The sequence below is a fragment of the Agrococcus baldri genome (assembly GCA_900114805.1).
GTDB classification, from domain to species: domain Bacteria; phylum Actinomycetota; class Actinomycetes; order Actinomycetales; family Microbacteriaceae; genus Agrococcus; species Agrococcus baldri.
In genome coordinates, this window is the sequence record FOZN01000003.1 from 416,229 (window position 1) to 434,517 (window position 18,289).

General features: G+C 71.8%; 22 protein-coding genes. 9 read left to right on the forward strand and 13 right to left on the reverse strand.

Going from position 1 to position 18,289, the window contains the following annotated elements:
* Position 1: 1 nt before the first annotated feature.
* Both BM288_RS10295 and BM288_RS10300 read right to left on the reverse strand, forming a co-directional pair.
* Positions 2-754 (reverse strand): response regulator, encoded by a 753-nt coding sequence (locus BM288_RS10295; protein WP_092918531.1) that lies wholly within the window; start codon positions 752-754, stop codon positions 2-4.
* The gene (locus tag BM288_RS10300) at positions 751-1,902 is read right to left on the reverse strand and encodes a sensor histidine kinase (RefSeq protein ID WP_177220351.1); all 1,152 of its coding nucleotides are present in this window, start codon (positions 1,900-1,902) and stop codon (positions 751-753) included. Before BM288_RS10300 ends, BM288_RS10295 begins: the two co-directional genes overlap by 4 nt.
* A 197-nt stretch (positions 1,903-2,099) precedes the next feature.
* On the opposite strand from BM288_RS10300, the gene BM288_RS10305 reads away from it, so the two are divergent.
* The 6 genes from BM288_RS10305 (at position 2,100) to msrA (ending at position 7,122) form a co-directional block, all read left to right on the forward strand.
* On the forward strand, positions 2,100-2,804 hold the full coding sequence (locus tag BM288_RS10305) for a hypothetical protein (protein ID WP_092918535.1): 705 nt from the start codon (positions 2,100-2,102) through the stop codon (positions 2,802-2,804).
* A 146-nt stretch (positions 2,805-2,950) separates the two neighbouring features.
* The gene (locus tag BM288_RS14325) at positions 2,951-3,820 is read left to right on the forward strand and encodes a 3-hydroxyacyl-CoA dehydrogenase family protein (RefSeq protein WP_177220352.1); all 870 of its coding nucleotides are present in this window, start codon (positions 2,951-2,953) and stop codon (positions 3,818-3,820) included.
* A 54-nt stretch (positions 3,821-3,874) separates the two neighbouring features.
* Positions 3,875-4,579 (forward strand): flavodoxin family protein, encoded by a 705-nt coding sequence (locus BM288_RS10320; RefSeq protein ID WP_092918539.1) that lies wholly within the window; start codon positions 3,875-3,877, stop codon positions 4,577-4,579.
* A 53-nt stretch (positions 4,580-4,632) separates the two neighbouring features.
* A complete protein-coding gene (locus BM288_RS10325) occupies positions 4,633-5,436 on the forward strand; it encodes an alpha/beta fold hydrolase (RefSeq protein ID WP_092918541.1) in 804 nt (267 codons plus the stop codon).
* A 37-nt stretch (positions 5,437-5,473) separates the two neighbouring features.
* Positions 5,474-6,427, forward strand: a complete 954-nt coding sequence (locus tag BM288_RS10330; protein ID WP_092918543.1) for a hypothetical protein — start codon at positions 5,474-5,476, stop codon at positions 6,425-6,427.
* A gap of 140 nt (positions 6,428-6,567) precedes the next feature.
* The gene (msrA, locus tag BM288_RS10335) at positions 6,568-7,122 is read left to right on the forward strand and encodes a peptide-methionine (S)-S-oxide reductase MsrA (RefSeq protein ID WP_092918545.1); all 555 of its coding nucleotides are present in this window, start codon (positions 6,568-6,570) and stop codon (positions 7,120-7,122) included.
* A gap of 7 nt (positions 7,123-7,129) precedes the next feature.
* On the opposite strand, the gene BM288_RS10340 is transcribed toward msrA, so the two are convergent.
* The 5 genes from BM288_RS10340 to BM288_RS10360 form a co-directional block, all read right to left on the reverse strand.
* Positions 7,130-8,314: an MFS transporter gene (locus BM288_RS10340; protein WP_092918547.1), complete on the reverse strand. Its 1,185-nt coding sequence runs from the start codon at positions 8,312-8,314 to the stop codon at positions 7,130-7,132.
* Between the two features lie 115 nt (positions 8,315-8,429).
* Entirely contained in the window at positions 8,430-9,725 is a 1,296-nt protein-coding gene (locus BM288_RS10345) for a cell wall-binding repeat-containing protein (protein WP_092918549.1), read from the reverse strand.
* A 142-nt stretch (positions 9,726-9,867) separates the two neighbouring features.
* On the reverse strand, positions 9,868-10,143 hold the full coding sequence (locus BM288_RS10350; RefSeq protein WP_092918551.1) for a hypothetical protein: 276 nt from the start codon (positions 10,141-10,143) through the stop codon (positions 9,868-9,870).
* A gap of 48 nt (positions 10,144-10,191) precedes the next feature.
* The gene (locus tag BM288_RS10355; RefSeq protein ID WP_092918553.1) at positions 10,192-10,803 is read right to left on the reverse strand and encodes a TetR/AcrR family transcriptional regulator; all 612 of its coding nucleotides are present in this window, start codon (positions 10,801-10,803) and stop codon (positions 10,192-10,194) included.
* 6 nt (positions 10,804-10,809) lie between these two features.
* Positions 10,810-11,712 carry an alpha/beta fold hydrolase gene (locus BM288_RS10360; protein ID WP_092918555.1) on the reverse strand — a complete coding sequence of 301 codons (903 nt, stop codon included), beginning with the start codon at positions 11,710-11,712 and terminating at the stop codon, positions 10,810-10,812.
* Positions 11,713-11,929: 217 nt separating this feature from the next.
* Here BM288_RS10360 and BM288_RS10370 point away from each other — a divergent pair, with 217 nt between their 5' ends.
* Genes BM288_RS10370 through BM288_RS10380 form a run of 3 tightly spaced genes read left to right on the forward strand, consistent with a single transcriptional unit; the run spans position 11,930 to position 14,882 of the window.
* Positions 11,930-13,162: a TadA family conjugal transfer-associated ATPase gene (locus tag BM288_RS10370; protein WP_092918557.1), complete on the forward strand. Its 1,233-nt coding sequence runs from the start codon at positions 11,930-11,932 to the stop codon at positions 13,160-13,162.
* Complete coding sequence (locus tag BM288_RS10375) at positions 13,159-14,016, forward strand: type II secretion system F family protein (RefSeq protein WP_092918559.1); 858 nt, start codon at positions 13,159-13,161, stop codon at positions 14,014-14,016. The genes BM288_RS10370 and BM288_RS10375 overlap by 4 nt, the downstream gene beginning before the upstream one ends.
* Complete coding sequence (locus BM288_RS10380) at positions 14,013-14,882, forward strand: type II secretion system F family protein (RefSeq protein ID WP_092918561.1); 870 nt, start codon at positions 14,013-14,015, stop codon at positions 14,880-14,882. The genes BM288_RS10375 and BM288_RS10380 overlap by 4 nt, the downstream gene beginning before the upstream one ends.
* Positions 14,883-14,907: 25 nt before the next feature.
* On the opposite strand, the gene BM288_RS10385 is transcribed toward BM288_RS10380, so the two are convergent.
* From BM288_RS10385 to BM288_RS14340, 6 genes are all read right to left on the reverse strand, one after another.
* Positions 14,908-15,240, reverse strand: a complete 333-nt coding sequence (locus BM288_RS10385) for a hypothetical protein (RefSeq protein ID WP_092918563.1) — start codon at positions 15,238-15,240, stop codon at positions 14,908-14,910.
* A 483-nt stretch (positions 15,241-15,723) separates the two neighbouring features.
* Positions 15,724-16,485, reverse strand: coding sequence for a hypothetical protein (locus BM288_RS10390; RefSeq protein ID WP_143103084.1), 762 nt, complete (start codon positions 16,483-16,485; stop codon positions 15,724-15,726).
* 107 nt (positions 16,486-16,592) lie between these two features.
* Entirely contained in the window at positions 16,593-16,766 is a 174-nt protein-coding gene (locus BM288_RS14500; protein ID WP_177220353.1) for a hypothetical protein, read from the reverse strand.
* Positions 16,763-17,281, reverse strand: coding sequence for a hypothetical protein (locus BM288_RS14335; protein ID WP_143103085.1), 519 nt, complete (start codon positions 17,279-17,281; stop codon positions 16,763-16,765). The genes BM288_RS14500 and BM288_RS14335 overlap by 4 nt, the downstream gene beginning before the upstream one ends.
* On the reverse strand, positions 17,278-17,982 hold the full coding sequence (locus BM288_RS10400) for a hypothetical protein (protein ID WP_092918569.1): 705 nt from the start codon (positions 17,980-17,982) through the stop codon (positions 17,278-17,280). Before BM288_RS10400 ends, BM288_RS14335 begins: the two co-directional genes overlap by 4 nt.
* Entirely contained in the window at positions 17,979-18,248 is a 270-nt protein-coding gene (locus BM288_RS14340) for a hypothetical protein (RefSeq protein ID WP_143103086.1), read from the reverse strand. Before BM288_RS14340 ends, BM288_RS10400 begins: the two co-directional genes overlap by 4 nt.
* Between the last annotated feature and the right edge of the window lie 41 nt (positions 18,249-18,289).

Here is an 18,289-nt window from a genome sequence, read left to right on the forward strand (position 1 = left end):
ATCACTCCGCTTCGCCGACCCGCACGAGCCCGCTCTCGTAGGCGAGAACGGCGAGCTGTACCCGGTCGCGCAGGCCGAGCTTGGCCAGCAGGCGAGAGAGATAGGTCTTCACGGTCGCGTCGCTCAGGAACAGCCGCTCGCCGATCTCCGCATTCGACATCCCCCGCGCCACCGACCGGGCGACCTCCGCCTCGCGCGGGGTGAGCGCCGCGATCGCGGGAGGCAGCGCGCCGGGCAGCGGGCGCCGTGCGAACTCGTCCAGCAGTCGCGCGGTCACCGCCGGTGAGAGCACGCGATCGCCACGGGCGACGGCGCGCACGGCATGCACGAGATCTCCAGGGGAGACGTCCTTCAGCAGGAAGCCGGACGCGCCTGCCTGCACCGCCGCCCAGACGTGCTCGTCGAGGTCGAACGTCGTCAGCGCCAGCACCTTCGGCGCCGCGTCGCCGGCGGGTCCACCAGCGGCTGCTCCTGCCACGGCGGCGGCCGATCCACCGCCGGCGGCCGCTCCTCGGGCGGCGGCCATGATCCTCCTGGTCGCCTCGATGCCGTCCATCCGCGGCATCCGCACGTCCATGAGCACCACGTCCGGACGATGCAGCGCCACCTGCTCGATCGCCTCGACGCCGTCGCCCGCCTCGCCGACCACCGGGTGCCCCGCTCGCTCGAGGATCAATCGGAAGCCTGCGCGCACCAGCTCCTGGTCGTCGACCACCAGCACCGAAGGCGCTGCGCCATCGCGCGAGACGTTCATGACGCCACCGGCAGCACGGCGCGCACGGTGTAGCCGCTCGCGGTGCCGGCCGTCTCGAGCTCGCCACCGTAGAGCGCGACGCGCTCCCGCATCCCGAGGAGCCCGTGGCCTGGCTCGTGCGGCTCATCGGTCGTCCCGCCCCGGCCGTTGTCGACGACCTCGATCTCGACACGGTCCTGCTCGTAGCGCAGCCGCACGGTGGCCAGGCTCGCCTGGGAGTGCCGCCGCACGTTCGTGAGCGCCTCCTGCACGATGCGGTAACCGGCGAGCCCGACGCCTGCTGGCAGCGCGCGCTCGGCGCCGTCGACCTCCAGCTCGACGCGCAGGGCGCCGGTGCCGGCCTGCTCCACGAGCTCGGCCACGGCATCGAGCCCCGGCTGCGGCCGGCGGTCGGCGCCGTCGTCGACGCGGAGCATCGTCACGACGCGTCGCATCTCGGCGAGCGCGCCGGTGCCGGTGGTGCGGATCGTGCCGAGCGCTCGCCGCACGTGCTCGGGATCGTCGTCGACGACTTGCTCGGCCGCGCCCGCCTGCACGACGATCACGCTCACGGCATGCGCGACGACGTCGTGCAGCTCGCGCGCGATGCGAGCGCGCTCCTCCGCGAGCGCGCGCAGGGTGCGCTCGCGGCTGGCGCCCTCGACCTCCGCGGCATGCCGTGCGGCGGCGGCCGCGCGCTCGGTCGACGCGCGGAGACCGCGTCCGGCGAGCCAGCTCGCGATGAGCGCGGACCAGTGGAAGAGCAGCTCCTCGGGCGCCTGCAGCCATCCGAGCGCGAAGTCGGCGAGCAGCACGAGGCCGGCGATGGCGCCGGAACCGATCCACATCCACGGCCTCGGCGCATGGCGCGCCGTCGAGAAGGTCAGCAGCAGCAGCGGCAGGAGCTGCCCGAAGAACAGCACGGGCTGCGTGCCGGTCACCACGAACAGCAGCGGCCACAGCGGCAGCGCCAGCAGCGCCAGCTTCGGCCGCGCGCGTCGCTGCGTTAGCGCGAGGCCGAACAGCGTGATCCCGATCGTGCTGATGACCGGTGGCGCGTCTCCTGTCGCCGACTCGAGCGGCACCCACACCTCGACAAGGCCGGCCGCGACGAACGCGCACGCCAGCGCCCAGTCCACGGGTCCTGCCCACCGCTCGGCGCGCCTCACGATCCACAGCCTAGGAGCGCGGCGGCCCGCGCGCGTCATACGAGGGTGGATGCGTCGATCGACTTCCGGAGACACGGTCGCCCCCGAGGGCAGTGCAACCCGAGCCCTGCGGCCGATGACCGGGTGTGCGCGCCCCGCCTACCGTCGGCAACGACCGGCGCATCCGCGCTGGCATCCCACCGCACCAGGAGTCGACGATGACCACCACGCACCCCATCTACCGCACGCTCGCAGCGCTCGCGCTGCTGCTGACGATCGTGCTGACCGGCGCCAGCATCCTGCTCATGCCGGCCTTCGACGGCGGCACCGAGCAGCAGCTCGAGGCCATCGCGACCGCCGGCGCGACCGCTGCGGTCTCCGCGACCATGTTCACCGTCGCGCAGCTGCCGATGGGCATCGGACTGCTCGCCGTCGCGCACCTCGTCGGCCGCCGGTCGCCCGTGCTCGCCGCGATCGGCGGCACGCTCGCCGTGCTCGGCTGCTTCGGGCACGCCGTGCACGGGGGGCTCAGCAACGTGATGCTGGCGATGGCGGCGGGCGACGCGCAGCTCCTGGTCGAGCACGCGGCGGTCGTGGACGCCGCGTATGCCGCCTCGCACGGCCCGTTCATGATCGCCGGGCTCCTCGGCACGGTGCTCGGCGTCGTGGTGCTCGCGATCGGCCTGCTGCGCTCGCGTGTCGCCGCCGTCTGGGTGCCGTGCGCGCTGCTCGCCTGGGTGCTCGTCGAGTTCCTCGGCAGCGGCCTCGTCGAGTGGGCGCAGTACGCATCACTCGTGCTCTTCTCGGCCGCCCTCGTCGGACTCGCGATCGCGGTCTGGCGCAGCGACCCGCTCGAGTGGGTCAGCGCTGCGCGCCGTCCCGAGGTCGCGCCGGCACAGGAGCAGGCCGTCGCGCCGTCATGAGCGACCGGCAGTGCCGTCTGGCGGCACCAGCTGCCAGAGGCGCCCACGCCGGGATCGGCCCTGCTGACCGCACGCGCGATCAGCAGGGCCGATCGCTGCCGGCGGGCAGGCTGTGGCATCGTCGGGGGCGAGCGAAGGAGCAGCGCATGCAGGAGATCATCGCCGTCCTCGGCGCGGGCGTGATGGGCGCTGGCATCGCGCGCGTGCTCGCCCGTGCGGGGCACGAGGTGCGGGTGTTCGACGTGCGCCCCGAGGCCGCGGCCAGCGCCGCCGAGTCGGCAGGCGCATCCGACCACGACACGGTCGCGAGCGCCGTCGCGGGCGCCACGATCGTGCTCGAGGCCGCGCCCGAGCGGCTCGAGGTCAAGCGTGAGCTCATCGCGCGCGTCGAGGCCGCCATCGAGGGAACGAGCAGCGCCGATGCGGTGATCGCCTCGAACACCTCCTCGATCGCCCCGGATGCGCTGGCGACCGGCATGCGGGATCCGTCACGGCTCGTCATCGCGCACTTCTTCAACCCCGCCGACACCGTGCCGCTGGTCGAAGTGGTGCCGGGGCCGGCGACGCCGCAGGCCACCGTCGACCGCATGGTCGCGCTGCTCGAGGGGGCGGGCAAGACGGCCGTGCCGCTCGCGCAGCAGGTGGAGGGCTTCATCGCCAACCGGCTGCAGGCGGCGCTCTACCGCGAGGCGATGCACCTGGTCGAGCTGGGCGTCGCGAGCCCCGCGCAGATCGACGCCACCGTCACCGCGGGCCTCGGGCCGCGCTGGGCGCTCGCGGGGCCCTTCGAAATCATGGACCTCGGCGGGCTCGACGTGTGGACGAGCGTGACTGACGGCATCTTCCCGACGTTGGGGGACGCATCCGCCGCCCCCGGCATGCTGCGCGAGCGCGCCGAGCGGGGCGAGCTGGGCGCGAAGACGGGCGTCGGCTTCCTGCCGCGCGACGCGGATGCGGCGGCCGAGTTCCGCCGTCGGCTCACGGCGCTGCTGGCAGCGCGCGACGACCTCGGTTGACCGCCCCGAATCCCGCATCTGGTGACGCACAGCGTCTCGTGGCACCGTGGCGGCATGACCGAACCCCTCCGCGCCATCTACTTCAACGGCACGCTCACCCCGTCGCCGGGCGAGAGCCACACCGACCTGCTCATCGAGGCCAGCGCCGGCATCCTGCGAGGGCAGGGCGTCGAGGTCGACGTCGTGCGCGCGGTCGACCACGCGATCGCGCCGGGCGTGCAGCCCGACATGACCGAGCACGGCGCGAGCGAGGACGCCTGGCCGGCGCTCTGGGAGCTGGTGCTGCGCGCCGACATCATCGTGATCGCCACGCCCATCTGGCTGGGCGACGCCTCGAGCGTGACGCGCCGCGTGATCGAGCGGCTCTACAGCGAGTCGGGCGTGCTCAACGACCAGGGGCAGTCGATCTTCTACGGCAAGGTCGGCGGATGCCTCGTGGGTGGCAACGAGGACGGCATGAAGCACGTGGCGCGCGAGGCGATCTACGCGCTGCAGCACATCGGCTGCACGATCCCGCCGCAGGCCGACGCCGGCTGGGTGGGGGAGGCCGGCCCCGGCCCGAGCTACGGCGACGAGCTCGACGATGGCTCGCACGCGGGCGCCGACAACGACTTCACCAAGCGCAACGTCACGATCATGGCGTGGAACCTGCTGCACCTGGCGCGCATGCTGCGCGGCGGCATCCCCACCGAGGGCAACGACCGCGATGCGTGGGAGCGGGGCGAGCGCTTCGGGTTCCAGAACCCCGAGTACCGGTAGCGCGCCACGAGTCTGCGTCGATAGCGTCGCGGCAGACGACACGAGGAGGACGCATGACCGACATCAGGCTCCACATCGACGACACCGGCGGCGACGGCAGGCCGGTCGTGCTCATCCACGGATGGCCGCAATCGGCTGAGGCCTGGGCGATGCAGGCACCGGCGCTGCGCGAGGCCGGCTACCGCGTCGTCGCCTACGACCGGCGCGGCTTCGGCCGCAGTGACAAGCCCGACGCCGGCTACGACTACGACACGCTCGGGGGCGACCTCCACCGCGTGCTCACCGAGCTCGACCTGCAGGACGCGACGCTCGTGGGCTTCTCGATGGGCGGCGGCGAGGTGGTGCGCTACGTCTCCACCTATGGCGAGCAGCGGCTGCGCTCGATCGTGCTCGCCGCGGCGGTGCCGCCGTACCTGCTGCACACCGACGACAACCCCGAGGGGCCGCTCGAGGAATCCGCGTACCGGCAGATGCGCGATGCGCTGGAGGCCGATCGCGAGGGCTTCCTCGACCGGTTCACGACCGGCTTCTACTCGAACGCCGAGGGTCTGTGCGTCACCGAGGAGCAGCGGCGGCAGGGTCTCGCGCTCGCGCTGCAGTCGCACCAGCCCGCGGCGCTCGCGACCATGGACGCCTGGGCCACGACCGACTTCCGCGACGACATCGGCACGGTCACCGTGCCGACGCTCGTGCTGCACGGCGACGGCGATCAGACGGTGCCGTTCGACGGCTCGGGCCGCCGCACGCACGAGACGATCGAGCACAGCGAGCTGCAGGTCATCCCCGGCGCGCCGCACGGCTGCAACGTCAGCCACGCCGACGCGTTCAACCGCGCGCTGCTCGACTTCCTGGCCTGAGGCCGACGATGTGGGCGCGCCAGGGCGGGATGCCCGCATGAGCGCCGTCGACTGGCTGCTGCAGGGCGATCCGGCGATCCGCTGGCAGGTGATGGCCGACCTGCTCGACGAGGGGGCGGATGCGGTGGCCCGCGAGCGCGCGCGGGTCGCGACCGAGGGCTGGGGCGCTGCGCTGCTGGCCGCGCGCGGCGAGGACGGGCAGTGGGCCGGCGGGGCGCACTTCCCGAAGGCGCGGCCGACGCTGCCGGGCCAGCCCTGGACCTCCACCGCGCACGTGCTGACCGAGCTGCGGCTGCTGGGCGTCGACCCGGCGGATGCGCGGGTGCGGGAGGCGGTCGCCGACGTCAAGCGCGTGACCCGCTGGGAGTACGACGACGAGCCGTTCTTCGAGGGCGAGGTCGAGCCGTGCATCAACGCGGCGCTGGTGACGAACGCCGTCTACTACGGCGAGGTCGACGACCGGATCGTCGAGCGGCTGCTGGGCGAGCGGATGGCCGACGGGGGCTGGAACTGCGACCAGGAGCGAGGCAGCGTGCGATCGTCGTTCGACACGACGATCGGCGTGCTCGAGGCGCTCGCCGCCTACGAGCGCGGCTGCGCCGAGCGGGGAGCGATCGAGGTGCACCGGGTGCGCGAGGCGCGGGCGAGCGGCGAGTCCTACCTGCTCGAGCGCGACCTGCTGCGGCGGCGGTCCACCGGCGAGATCCCCAAGCCCACCTACACGCAGTTCGCGTTCCCGCCCCGGCACGAGTACGACGCGCTGCGCGCGCTCGAGCACTTCCGGCTGGTCGGCGCGGTGCCCGACGAGCGCATGCGCGAGGCGATCGACCTCGTGCACGCCAAGCGCGGTGAGGACGGCCGCTGGCCGCTCGATGTCGTCCACGGCGGCGACGCGGTGAACGACTACGGCAGCGCCGGCGAGCCGAACCGGTGGATCACGCTCAGGGCCCTGCGCGTGCTGCGCTGGGCGGGCCACCCGATCCGGGGCTGAGCGGCGCTGCCAGGAAGGTTTCATCGATCGGGACCAGAATCGCATCGGGCAGTGTTGCACCAGAGGACGCCGCGACCTGCGACGTCGGCAACCTGCGACAGCAGCGACGTGCGGCAGCAGCACAGTGAGGAGCACGCATCATGACCAGCGGCATCGACGACACCGGAGCGATCACCCGCGATCCCGGCACCGAGACCGCCGTCCTGGCGGGCGGCTGCTTCTGGGGCCTCGACGACCTCATCCGCCGGCAGCCCGGCGTGCTGAGCACCCGCGCCGGCTACACCGGCGGCGACAACGACCACGCCACCTACCGCAATCACCCCGGTCACGCGGAGGCGGTCGAGATCGTCTTCGACCCCGCGCAGACGAGCTACCGCGACATCCTGGCGTTCTTCTTCCAGGTGCACGACCCGTCGACGCTCAACCGGCAGGGCAACGACGTCGGCACGAGCTACCGCTCGGCCATCTTCCCGCTCACGCCCGAGCAGGAGCGCGTCGCTCGCGACACGATCGCGGATGTCGACGCCTCGGGGCTGTGGCCGGCCAGGGCGGTCACGACGATCGAGCCGGCCGGCCCGTTCTGGGAGGCCGAGCCCGAGCACCAGGACTACCTGGTCGACAACCCGAACGGCTACACCTGCCACTTCGTGCGACCCGGCTGGGTGCTGCCGGAGCGAGGCTCCGCGAGCGCCTGAGGCGCCCTCAGCGCGGCTGCGCCGGCTCGGCGACCGGGCGGCGCAGCGCGCCGGGCAGGCATGCCAGCGCGACCACCGCGATCGCGCCGGCCAGCGCCGTGAACGCGCCGGCGTGGCCGAGCTGCCCGATCACCCAGCCGAGGCCGAAGGCGCCGACGCCCACGCCGCCGTCGTAGCCGATGTTCCAGATGGTGCTGGCGGTGCCGCTGCGGGCGGGGCCGAACACGCGCATCGTGACGACGAAGGAATCGTTCTGGGCGGCGCCGAAGGCGGTGCCGATCAGCCCGGCGCCGAGCACGAGCGCCCAGGCGGGGCCCTGCAGCGACGCCGCGACCAGCAGCGTGCCCAGAGCAGCCGCTGCAGCGGTGGGCACCAGCAGGCGGCCGCTGCCCATCCGATCGGCGACCGCGCCGGCGCCCAGCCGGCCCAGCACGATGCCGGCGGAGGCGGCCAGCAGCGCGAGCGCGGCGACGGCGGTCGCCGGGCCGGACAGCGGCAGGAAGGTGGAGGCCGCGCCGAACGACGCCGCTGTGGCCAGGAACAGCGCGAGGGCCGGCGCGACCCGGCGCATGTCCTTGCCCGAGACCGCCTGGAACGCGCCGTGTGAGCCGCGCGGCAGCATCCACGCCAGCACCGCACCCAGCAGCCCCGCCGCGCCAGTGACGATGAACACGACCGGGAAGCCCCAGGCGTCGGCCGCCCAGACGCCGCCCGCGAGTGCGATGAGGTTCGGCAGCGCGCCGGCGACGCCGTAGTAGGAGGCCGCGCGGGCGAGCTTCCCCGGCGCGGCGACATCAGCGATCAGCGTGGCGCCGGCGACCACGACCAGAGCGAAGCCGACGCCGCGCACGACCGTGAGCAGCAGGATCGGAGCGGCATCGTTCGAGAGCATGTAGAGCGGCGCCGGCCCACCCAGCAGGGCGGCGCCGACGATCATCATCGCGCGCAGCGACAGCAGCCGGAACACCCAGGGCGCGGCGAGCTGCGTCGCGACCGTCGCGGCCATCATGATGCCGGTCGTGCTGCCGACCGCAGCGCTGCCGAGGCCGCCGGCCGAGGCCCACAGCGGCACGACGGCGAGCAGCCCGGCGAAGTTGCCCAGCGAAAGGAACGTCGTCGCCAGCAGCACGGCGAGCCCGCGCGTGCGCGCCGTCGAGACGTCGCGCGGAGGTGTCTGCTCGCTGGTGGCCATCGCACCAGCCTCCGCCAGCGCGCCCGGCGGGTCAACTCGGGCTGCGCGCCTCAGCCGTGCGCGGCTTGTTCGATGCTTCCGAGCATGCAGCCTGGCGCCCGGCCACTCGATTGGCTCAGGCTTCGGGGCTGGGCGTTGTGTCGATCTTGGACCCTGGTGAGCCGGGCAGGCTCTCGCACGCGATCATGTCGTTGTTCCGATCGAGTCCAGCGACATCGCCCAGCGACGGATACCAGTAGAGGAACCATGCCTGTGCTGCCGCCCATGTGCGGAAATCGCTGCAGTTGACACCACTCGACGGCGGCGGTCCCGCCGGGGGCGCGGGAGCGGGACCCGGGGTCGGCTTCGGGGTGGGGGCCGGCGCGGGCGGGGGCGGCGGTGGGCAATCCTCGAGGCGCAACGCGCGTTCTGAAAGCGACGGGATGCCGCCCAGCCCAACCACGGTGGTGATGCCGCGCTGGTCGCGCTCGCCTCGTAGCATGGATGCGATATTGGTGTTGCAAGACGACGGCGCGAGATAGAGCGGTTCGCCGTTATTCGCCGCCAGCAACGAGCCCCCGAGCGCGTCCGGGAAGTTCTGGCCAGTCGCGAGCAACATGCGTTGGGTCGGCACGGAAGTGCTGAACGCGTCGTGGATCACCCGGGCGGTCTCATATCGGTTGGCGCCGGCGTACCTGTTGACGGAGGCTGCCCCAGCATTCCGCAAGGCGTTTTCGGTCGAGCGAGAGACTGAGGCCTCGCTGCCGGCAATTCGCACCGGTACACCGGCGACCGCATCGGAGACTTGAGCGATCCAAGCGTCAATGCCAGTCGTGCGAGCGCCATTGGGATCTAGCACGATCGCTCCTTGGCGCTGGCCAGCGATGGAACCCGCGACCAGTGCATCAGGGAATTTGGATCCCGCAACGACCCATACCTCGAGGATCGCGGCATTCTCGCTCAGCCTGTCGAGCAGTTTGAGTGCTGTCTCGTACCGGTTGCCGCCTGCGACGCGGGTGACCGTCGCCCCTGGGACGAGTTCGTGTATTTGCGCCGCGACTGCGACGGAGATCGACTGCTCATCGCCCACCAGAACGACCTCGGAAGGTCCGAGTTCGCTGAGCCGGGTAGCTACTGCACCGGGAAGCGCGTCGCGCGGCGTCAGTAGCAGGTGCGCATCCTCTGCAGCGGCGACGGGTCCTGCGGCGAGCGCGTCGGGGAATTTGCTGCCGGACGCGAGATACACGGTGTCGCCGATCCACGCCATCTGGCGGGAGATGGCGACAGAGGTCGCGTACCGGTCAGCACCTGCGATGCGCATGACTGACATCGCGTTTGCCTCAGGAGCAGGTCCGGCCGCGACCAGTGAAACGCTGCCGAGCATCAGGGCAAGCGTGCCGATCGTGAGGGCGCGAGAGAAGGTACGACGCATGGAGACCGTCCAGGGTGCAGGGCGTCGGCTGCTGGGGCGAGCCGATCCTCGTCAGTGTAGAGCGCGCTCAGAGCGCGGTTGCAGCGCTGGATGCCTGGACTGAGGTGAAACTGAGACAACGGAGAGTCCATCGAAGCGGTGCTCAGTGCAACCGATCGAAGCCTCCCCAAGCTTCCATCGCGACGATCGTCGCGGGTTGCACGGAGAGTGCAGTGCTGTGGGCAGGGTCCGCAGCGCCCCAGGTCGTGCTGCCTACCGCGGCGCTGCCGAGGCGGCCGGCCGAGGCCCACAGGGGCACGACGGCGAGCAGCCCGGCGAAGTTGCCGAGCGATAGGAACGTCGTCGCCAGCAGCACCGCGAGCCCGCGCGTGCGCGCCGTCGAGGCGTCGCGCGGGGGTGTCTGCTCGCTGGCGGCCATCGCACCAGCCTCCCAGCGCGCCCTGCGGGTCAACTCGGCGCATGCCGATCACCGCCGCCCAGTCCCTCCGGCGCGGTGCGAGCCGGGCTCCAGGCCCGAGACGAGCAGCTCCATCGCCGCGATCGCACCCGCGAGCTGCTCGCGCGAGAGCGGCCCGAGGTGCTTGGCCGCCGTCAGCAGGCCGAGCGTGGTGCTCGAGAGCGCCAGCGCCAGCGCTGCCGTGTCGACGCGCGCGTCGAGCTCGCCCTCCGACTGCAGCGCGGCGATCCACTCCGCGGCGCCCACCAGTCGCTCGCGATAGCGCCCGTCGCGCACGGTGTCGGCGTAGGAGCCCAGCACGCCCGCGTCGTCGAGGAACGCGGCGGTCATGAGCGGCTCGTCGAGCAGCACCTCGAGTCCCACGCGGTACGCCTCGCTCAACCGCGGTCGTTCGCCGAGCAGCCGGTGGCTGCGCTCGGTCATGCGCGCCAACGACTGCCGCAGCAGCGCGTCGAGGATGGCGTCCTTGCTCGCGAACTCGCGGTAGACGGCGCCCTTCGCGATGCCGACGCGCGCGGCGATCGCCTGCACGCTCGCGGCGTCGAAGCCGTGCTCGAGGATCAGCGCCTCGGCGGCGGCGAGGATCCGCTCGCGGCGCTCGGGGATCAGTGGTCGGGGCACGCCGGCTCAGCGCTCCTCGTCCGCCGCGGCGAGCTCGCCCAGGAAGGCGAGCATCGCCGGGACGACGACCTCCGGCACATCCCGCTGGGTCCAGTGCCCCGCATCCGCCACCTCGACGAAGCGGGCGTCGGGCATGCGCTCGGCCGCCTGCCGCGCGAGCGCCACCGGCACTCCCGTGTCGTGCTCGCCGTGCAGCACGAGCGCGGGACGGGGGAAGGTGTGCAGCCGCGGCATCAGGTTGGTGCGGAGGCGACCGAAGCGGATCTGGTCGCGCTGCCACTGGTCGAAGGCGGCGAGCCCGGTGCCGCGCTCGGCCTCGTCGAGGATGCCCGCCATCAGCGCCGGGGTGATGTTCGCCTCGTTGCGGATGATGCCGCGCAGGCTGCTGCGCAGCGCCGGGCCGCGCTTGGCGTAGGCGCGCATGGTCAGCCCCATCAGGCCGGTGTGCGTCATCGCCCAGGTGAGCAGGTGCCACGGGCGCTTCCAGAGCCCTTGCTGCTGGTGATCCATGATGCCGAAGGTGCCGATCAGGATTGCCCCGCGCACGCGCTCGGGGTGCGCGAAGGTGTGCCCCAGCGTCAGGCCGCCGCCCATCGACAGGCCGGCGAGCGCGTACCGATCGAGCCCGATGGCACGGGTGAACGCGTCGACGTGCTCGACCAGCCGATCGTGCGTCGCCGGCCACGGCGCGCTCGGGCTGTGGCCGTAGCCGGGCGCATCGGGGGCGATCACGCGGTGCCCGGCAGCGGCGAGCTCGCCGCCGGTCGCTCCCCACGAGAGCATCGCGCTGTCGAGCCCGCCGCCGTGCAGGAGGACGATGACGGATGCGCTGCCGGGCGTCTCGGGCAGCCACTCGAGATAGGAGACCTCGCCCCACGGCAGCCGGGCGGTGCGGTGAGTCGGTTCCATGGTCGGCCTCCCGGTAGTGACTCATGTGCGGGCAGTGGTCATAACCTATCCGGGGGGGGGGGGGGGGGGGGGGGGGGGCGGGGGGGGGGGGGGGGGGGGGGGGGGGGGGGGGGGGGGGGGGGGGGGGGGGGGGGGGGGGGCGACGGCGCGCCAGTGGCGCGTCGCCGCTGTGGACAACTTCTGCGGGCACGGCGCGGCTTCGGCTCTACTGGCTCCCATGCGCCAAGCCGTCGCCGAGATCACCGCGAATGTGCGGGCCAAGGTGCGACGCGACGGCGTCGACCTGTCGGGCCAGGGCGATCTCGCCGAGCGCTACGTGCGCGATGCCGTGCGCTCCTATGCCGAGCGCTCCCTGGGCGGCAGCATGCCGATGCTGCCGGATGAGCGGCAGGCAGAGCGCGACGTGCTCGCCGCGGTCTCGGGCTACGGCCCGCTGCAGCCCTACCTCGACGACCCGGAGATCGAGGAGCTCTGGGTCAACCAGGGCTCGCGCGTCTTCTGCGCGCGCGGGGGCGTCAGCGAGCAGCTGCCGCTGCGGCTCACTGAAGCCGAGGTGCGCGACCTCGTCGAGCGGATGCTCTCCACCACCGGTCGGCGCGTCGACCTGAGCACGCCGTTCGTCGACGCCTCGCTGCCCGACGGCTCGCGGCTCCACGTGGCCAGCGGCGATGTCGCCCGCGGCGCGACGAGCCTGAACATCCGGAAGTTCGCCCGACGGCTCTCGTCGCTGTCGGCGCTCGTCGAGCGTGGGGCGATGAGCCAGCAGGCGGCCGCCTTCCTGAAGCACGCGGTCGTCGCCGGCTGCAACATCCTGGTCTCCGGCCCCACCCATGCGGGCAAGACCACGCTGCTCAACGCGCTGCTCGCGGCGGTTCGCCCCGGCGAGCGGGTCGTGACGGTCGAGGAGACCTTCGAGCTCGACCCGCCGGTCGACGACATCGTGGGGCTCCAGTGCCGGCAGCCGTCGCTCGAGGGCACCGGCGAGATCTCGCTGCGGCGGCTCGTGAAGGAGTCGCTGCGCATGCGGCCCGACCGGCTGGTCGTGGGGGAGGTGCGCGAGGCGGAGGCGCTCGATCTGCTGGTGGCGCTCAATTGCGGCGTGAGCGGGATGTGCTCGATCCACGCCAACTCGGCCCGCGACGCCCTCAGCAAGCTCACCACCCTGCCGCTGCTCGCCGGGCGCAACATCGACGCGGGCTTCGTCGTGCCCACGGTGGCACAGTGCATCGACCTGGTGGTGCACCTGGCGATCGACGCCCGCGGCAACCGCCAGGTGGTCGAGATCCTCGCGCCCACCGGGCAGTCGACCGAGGGCGTCATCGAGGCCTCGAGCCTGTTCGCGATGCGCGATGGGCTGCTCGAGCCGACCGGTTCGCATCCTGCCCGCACCGCCAAGTTCGCAGCGGTCGGCATCGATCCTGCGGCGCTGCTGGCCAGGGGCGGCGCATGACCTGGCTGCTCGGCGCAGCGCTCGGTCTCGGCGTGGTGCTGGCGGTGAGCCCGTGGCTGTGGCCGCACGCGCGGCGCTCCGACGAAGCGCGCCCGCGCACGGCATTGCTCGATCGCCTCACGCAGGCCGGTCTGTTCGGACTGCCGCCGCTCGCCCTCGCGGCCGTCTCGCTCGTGGTGGGCGTGCTCGCTGCCGGCATCGCCCTCGCCTTCGTGCCCGTGGGCGCGGTCGCGGCCGCCGCGCTCGTCGTCGGTGCCGCTGTCCCCGTGCTCGCGGTGCGCTGGCGCGCCAAGCGGCGGCGCCGGGCGCAGGCGGCCGTCTGGCCCGACGTCGTCGATCACCTGGTCTCTGCCGTGCGCAGCGGGCTGGCGCTGCCGGATGCGGTGGCGCAGCTCGAGCACGCGGGCCCGGCGATCACGCGGCCGGCCTTCGCCGCGTACGCGGCCGACCACCGGGCGACGGGTTCGTTTGGGTACGCCCTCGACCGGCTCAAGGACCGCCTGGCCGATCCGGTCGGCGATCGCATCATCGAGACGCTGCGCATGGCCCGCGAGGTCGGCGGCACCGAGGTGACGACGGTGCTGCGCGAGCTCGCTGCCTACCTGCGCGTCGACCTGGCGACCCGCGGCGAGCTCGAGGCGCGGCAGACGTGGATCGTCAGCGCGGCCAGGCTCGGCGTCGCCGCCCCGTGGATCGTGCTGCTCATCCTCTCCACCAGGCCCGAGGCCGCGCAGGCGTACAACGCGCCCGGCGGCATCGTGCTGATCGCCGGGGGTGCGGTCGTGACCTTCATCGCCTACCGCGTGATGCTGCGCATCGGCACGCTGCCGACCGAGGCCCGGTGGTTCGCGTGAGTGCCGAGCTGGGCTGGAGCCTCATCCTGGGCGCGAGCCTGGGCTTCGGGCTGTGGATGCTGGTGAGCCTCGTCCCGGTGCTGCGCCGGCCGCTGCTGCTGCACCGGGTGGCGCCCTACGTGCTCGACGTGTCGGCAGGCGCCCGTGACCTGGTCGCGCGCCGCAGAGTCAGCCCGACCCGCGTGCTCGGCGTCGTCGCGTCGCCGATCGGCGATCGCGTGGCGCCCGTCGTGCACGCGGTGCTCGGCGCGCCCGAGGGCATCCGTCGCCGGCTGCGGCAGGCGGCATCGGCTGAGACGGTCGGCGAGCTCCGCGGCCGCCAGCTGCGCTGGAGCGTGCTCGGCGGCGCCGTCGGGGCGGGGCTCGGGGTCGCGGGGGCGGTGCAGGGCGGGCATGTCGCGCTGCCGGCGGCGCTCGCGCTGCTGGGGGCGGCCATCGGGGCGTTCACCGTCGATTGGCTGCTGCAGCACCGTGCGAAGCGCCGGCTCGCGCGCATCTCGAGCGAGCTGCCCTCGATCCTGGAGTTCCTCTCGCTCAGCCTTGCCGCGGGCGAGGGGCTGGGCGATGCCCTGCGGCGCGTGGGAGCCGCCGGCCACAGCGCGCTCGGCCGGGAGCTGTCGGGCGTGGTGGCCGACGCCGCAGCCGGCGCGAGCCTGTCGGGCGCGCTCGCGGCACTCGCGGACGAGCTCGACCACCCCGGAGTGACCCGCAGCGTCGACCAGATGCGGGGTGCGCTCGAGCGCGGCACGCCGCTCTCGCAGACGCTGCAGGCGCAGGCGGTCGACGCGCGCGACGCCGCCAAGCGCGACCTGCTCGAAGCAGCCGGTCGCAAGGAGATCTCGATGCTCGTGCCGCGCAAGTCCTAGTTTTGCTACTGCAGTGATCCGCAGGCTAGTCGCGGAGCCAGTGGCCCTGCAGGAGCTTGTGGATCTCGTCGCTTGGTCCCGCGAATCCGACGAGCGAAAAGGTGCAGCGGGTGAACGAGCAACCTTGGAGTCCTATTGCTCCGATCACAAACGGCCTGACTTCATCGTCGACCTCCCACACCAACGATTCGGTGCCCGCGCCGCGGTGGAGCAGGGTATTGCCTTCGAACCTAGTGTTTCCGAGGACGAGGACGGCAGGGCCGACTATCTGCGCGTCAACGAAATCCACGTCAACCAACGTGTCTCGCCCCGTCGGCAACAGCTCGGTGATGCGGACGGGTCCAGTGATCGTCTCCATATAGCCCAACCTAGACGTGCCGCGCCCGCACGCGGCCGATGAGAGAGGCGGTGCCCCCGGACACAAACAACCGGGGACACCGCCAGGCCGAGACAGGATCAAGCCGACACGGCGATCAACCATCCAGGCCAGACCGGACAGGACACCACTCCCGCCGGCCAGCTTTCAAACACAAACTTCTCGAGTGGATAAGGCCGCGTCGGTCTACCATCTCCGCACGCCAGGATGGTGCATTCGCCCAGCAAACGAGCGGAAAGCATGTACTTGGCATCGTGGTGGTAGACCATTACATCCCCGTGTGCAAAAAACCCGTCATTGCCGACCGTGGCGGAGGCCGACGAGGGAGGGGTATAGACCCCCACCCCTTCTCCTGCTCGCTCGGTCGGCATAGTGAAATATCTCTCTCCACCGCAAAAAAACGGTTCGACCGTGGTGCCCGCAGGGCGGCTTGTGGCTGTCCTGCGGGCACCTGTGGCCGCGTGGTTATGCGGCGTACTCGGTCTCGGTTGCGAGGATCGCTGCGGCCTTGCCTGGGTCGCGTGTGACGTGGGTGGTGCCCGCGTGCTCGAGCCTTGCGGCGGTCTGATGGGTCTGGTTCAGGCCATCCGAGAGGCGGAGCTGCACGTCGTCCCCGTATCGTCCGCGTGCGACGTCGACTACGAGGCGGCCGAAGTCGCCGTGCTTGCTCGCGTCGTCGATGATCCGCCGCACCGTGCGAGTCGCGCCGATCGTGTCCTCGTTGAATGCGGCGGTTGCATTCGGTCGCCGTACTTCGGACGGGACTGCGGGCGCGGCGATGGCGGGGCAGAGGGTGAGTAGCACGCTGGGCAGTGTGGCGTTCGGGGTGACGTGGATGGCGGTGATTGCCTGGATCGTTTCGACTGCTGTGCGTGCTTCGATGACGTGGCCGCCTGCGCCGTGCTCCGCTGCCTCTTCGGCGTCGAGCGGCTGGTTGTCGGGCAGGAGCGGCGCGAGCCGTGCGAGCGTCGCCGCTGCCTTGTCGAAGATCGGGGCGAGCGTGGGGAGCGCGCGTGCGAGTTCAGCGGTGCTGTCGAGCCTGGCTCTCGTCGCGACACTTTCGAGCTTGGCACGTGCCGTGCGGGCGGTCTCGGCGTCGGCGACTCGCTTCATGGCCCGCTTCGTCCATGCGGGCACGTCGTCGGGGCTGAGGGTGGCCATTTCGGCGTGGAGCGCGTCGAGCGTTTCGCGTTCGGTGGGCATGTCCGCGAGCGCCTGCCTGAGCACTTCGGCCGGCGGCGTCGGGGGCGTGATGCCGATGTGCTGGTATGCCTCAGTGATGCGGTGCGCCTGCGTTGCGGTGTTGGTGTTGAGGCCCTTGGCGGTGTAATTGCTCATTCTGTCTCTCCTTCGTTGTTGGCGAACGTCGCGAACGCCTGGCTGGTGGTGTGTTGCCGGTCGAGCTTGTCGATCGCGTCGGCGCGTTTCTTCGCGTGCTTCTCGGTGATCTGTGCGATGACTTCGTCCCATTCGTTTGGGTCGTCGCTTGGCATGAGGCTGTCGGTCATGGCGTGCTCCATTCGATGTCTGTTGATTTCGGTTTGGGTCGGCGTCGACCGCATCCGTGGCAGTAGGCGACGGACGCTCGGGGGCGGCGTAGGAGCGCTCCGCATTCGGCCGCGCATGGCACGTAGGGCGTGCCGGGTCGCGCTCGCTGGAACGGCGTTGGGAGCCGCTCAGGCGTGCCGCTGGTCCGTTCCCGCTCCTGCGGTTGCTCGACGGTCTGCGCGGGCGGCTGAGGCGCTGCCACGGGCGCGGGGGTGCTCTCGACGGCGTTGGCAGGCTTCATGCCCCACCTGTGCAGCCGTTCGCGTTCGAGCGCGTCGGTCGCGAGCGTGCGGCGGTGCTGCGTGTCGCCGTCCTGGTAGTCGACAAGGTCGAGCCAGTCGAACAGGAACCGGGGAGGCTTCGGGAGGGTCAGGTTCACGGTGCCGGTCCTGATGAGCCGTTCGAGCGCTCGCTGCGCCTCGGTGCCCGCGGTGACGGGTGTGTCCTTGGTGATAGTCACGGTGCCGCCGTTCACGAGTTGCTCATGTACATGAGTGCTCCGGTGGACGTGTTGATCGCGAGGAGTCGCACCGTCGAGGTGACGCCGCCTGTCCACTGACCGAGTCCGGAGAGCTTCGTTTGCGGGCCGTACAGGGTTGGCGAGATGGGCGATGTTCCGTCCTTCACGTTGTCGAGGTCGCTCTGCACTGCCGCGACTGAGGCCGTGGTGGCCTTCGCGTTCGCCAGGTTCCACGCCGACTGCGCTTTAGCGTCCGCGTCCGACGCTTCGCCACGCGCAGCCATCGCGTTGTCGTAGCCCGACTGGCCCTTACGGTCGGCCTCTTTGACCGCTGCGCCGAGTTCGGTCTGCACGCCGTCGATCGGCCCGACTACACCGAGGCGGCCTCGCACCTCGCCTTCGAACGTGAGGTTCGCTGCGCCAGTCATGTTGACCGCTACAGGGAGCGTGCCGTTGCTGTTGGTGAGTGCTCCGTCGTTGCGGAAGAAAGACGCTCCCGATCCGACACGTCCGCCGCCTGTCGAGTCGAGGAACGCTGCACCGGCTGTCGCGCTGCCGTCGCCTTCCATGTGGATGCCGGCGGGGATGTTGACCGCGAGGCCGGTGCCGTGACTGATCGACGAGTGCGCGAGTGGCGAGGCGGTCTCGAGTTGACGGATGCGGCGCTTGAGGTCGCGCAGCTCGGCTGCGAGGTTGCCGGGGTTGTCGTTGATCATGCTGTTTCCTTCGTTCGGTTGATGTGGATGACTTCGTGCTTGCCTCGGCAGTAGGTGCCGCAGCCGGTCGCGTAGAGCACCGAGTCGCGGTCGGATGCTTCGGAGTAGGTGGGCCAGAGCGTGAACGTTGCTGCCGGCCCGCACCATGCGACGAGAGTCCAGTCGCCGGTGCCGGTGATCCATTTCGCTGCGGGGTACTTGCAGCGGAGGAAGCCTCGGGAGGTTGCGTGCTCACGACGGCATCGGCAGATGCTCCAGTCGGTCACGAGGTCACCTCGCATGTCGGGTGCGTGGCGTGCCCGTCGGC

Excerpts from the sequence above, each read along its gene's own strand:
- BM288_RS10295 (WP_092918531.1), bottom strand. The coding sequence starts at position 754 with ATGAACGTCTCGCGCGATGGCGCAGCGCCTTCGGTGCTGGTGGTCGAC.
- BM288_RS10305 (WP_092918535.1), top strand. The coding sequence starts at position 2,100 with ATGACCACCACGCACCCCATCTACCGCACGCTCGCAGCGCTCGCGCTG.
- BM288_RS14325 (WP_177220352.1), top strand. The coding sequence starts at position 2,951 with ATGCAGGAGATCATCGCCGTCCTCGGCGCGGGCGTGATGGGCGCTGGC.
- BM288_RS10320 (WP_092918539.1), top strand. The coding sequence starts at position 3,875 with ATGACCGAACCCCTCCGCGCCATCTACTTCAACGGCACGCTCACCCCG.
- BM288_RS10325 (WP_092918541.1), top strand. The coding sequence starts at position 4,633 with ATGACCGACATCAGGCTCCACATCGACGACACCGGCGGCGACGGCAGG.
- BM288_RS10330 (WP_092918543.1), top strand. The coding sequence starts at position 5,474 with ATGAGCGCCGTCGACTGGCTGCTGCAGGGCGATCCGGCGATCCGCTGG.
- msrA (WP_092918545.1), top strand. The coding sequence starts at position 6,568 with ATGACCAGCGGCATCGACGACACCGGAGCGATCACCCGCGATCCCGGC.
- BM288_RS10340 (WP_092918547.1), bottom strand. The coding sequence starts at position 8,314 with ATGGCCACCAGCGAGCAGACACCTCCGCGCGACGTCTCGACGGCGCGC.
- BM288_RS10345 (WP_092918549.1), bottom strand. The coding sequence starts at position 9,725 with ATGCGTCGTACCTTCTCTCGCGCCCTCACGATCGGCACGCTTGCCCTG.
- BM288_RS10350 (WP_092918551.1), bottom strand. The coding sequence starts at position 10,143 with ATGGCCGCCAGCGAGCAGACACCCCCGCGCGACGCCTCGACGGCGCGC.
- BM288_RS10360 (WP_092918555.1), bottom strand. The coding sequence starts at position 11,712 with ATGGAACCGACTCACCGCACCGCCCGGCTGCCGTGGGGCGAGGTCTCC.
- BM288_RS10370 (WP_092918557.1), top strand. The coding sequence starts at position 11,930 with ATGCGCCAAGCCGTCGCCGAGATCACCGCGAATGTGCGGGCCAAGGTG.
- BM288_RS10375 (WP_092918559.1), top strand. The coding sequence starts at position 13,159 with ATGACCTGGCTGCTCGGCGCAGCGCTCGGTCTCGGCGTGGTGCTGGCG.
- BM288_RS10385 (WP_092918563.1), bottom strand. The coding sequence starts at position 15,240 with ATGGAGACGATCACTGGACCCGTCCGCATCACCGAGCTGTTGCCGACG.
- BM288_RS14500 (WP_177220353.1), bottom strand. The coding sequence starts at position 16,766 with ATGACCGACAGCCTCATGCCAAGCGACGACCCAAACGAATGGGACGAA.
- BM288_RS10400 (WP_092918569.1), bottom strand. The coding sequence starts at position 17,982 with ATGATCAACGACAACCCCGGCAACCTCGCAGCCGAGCTGCGCGACCTC.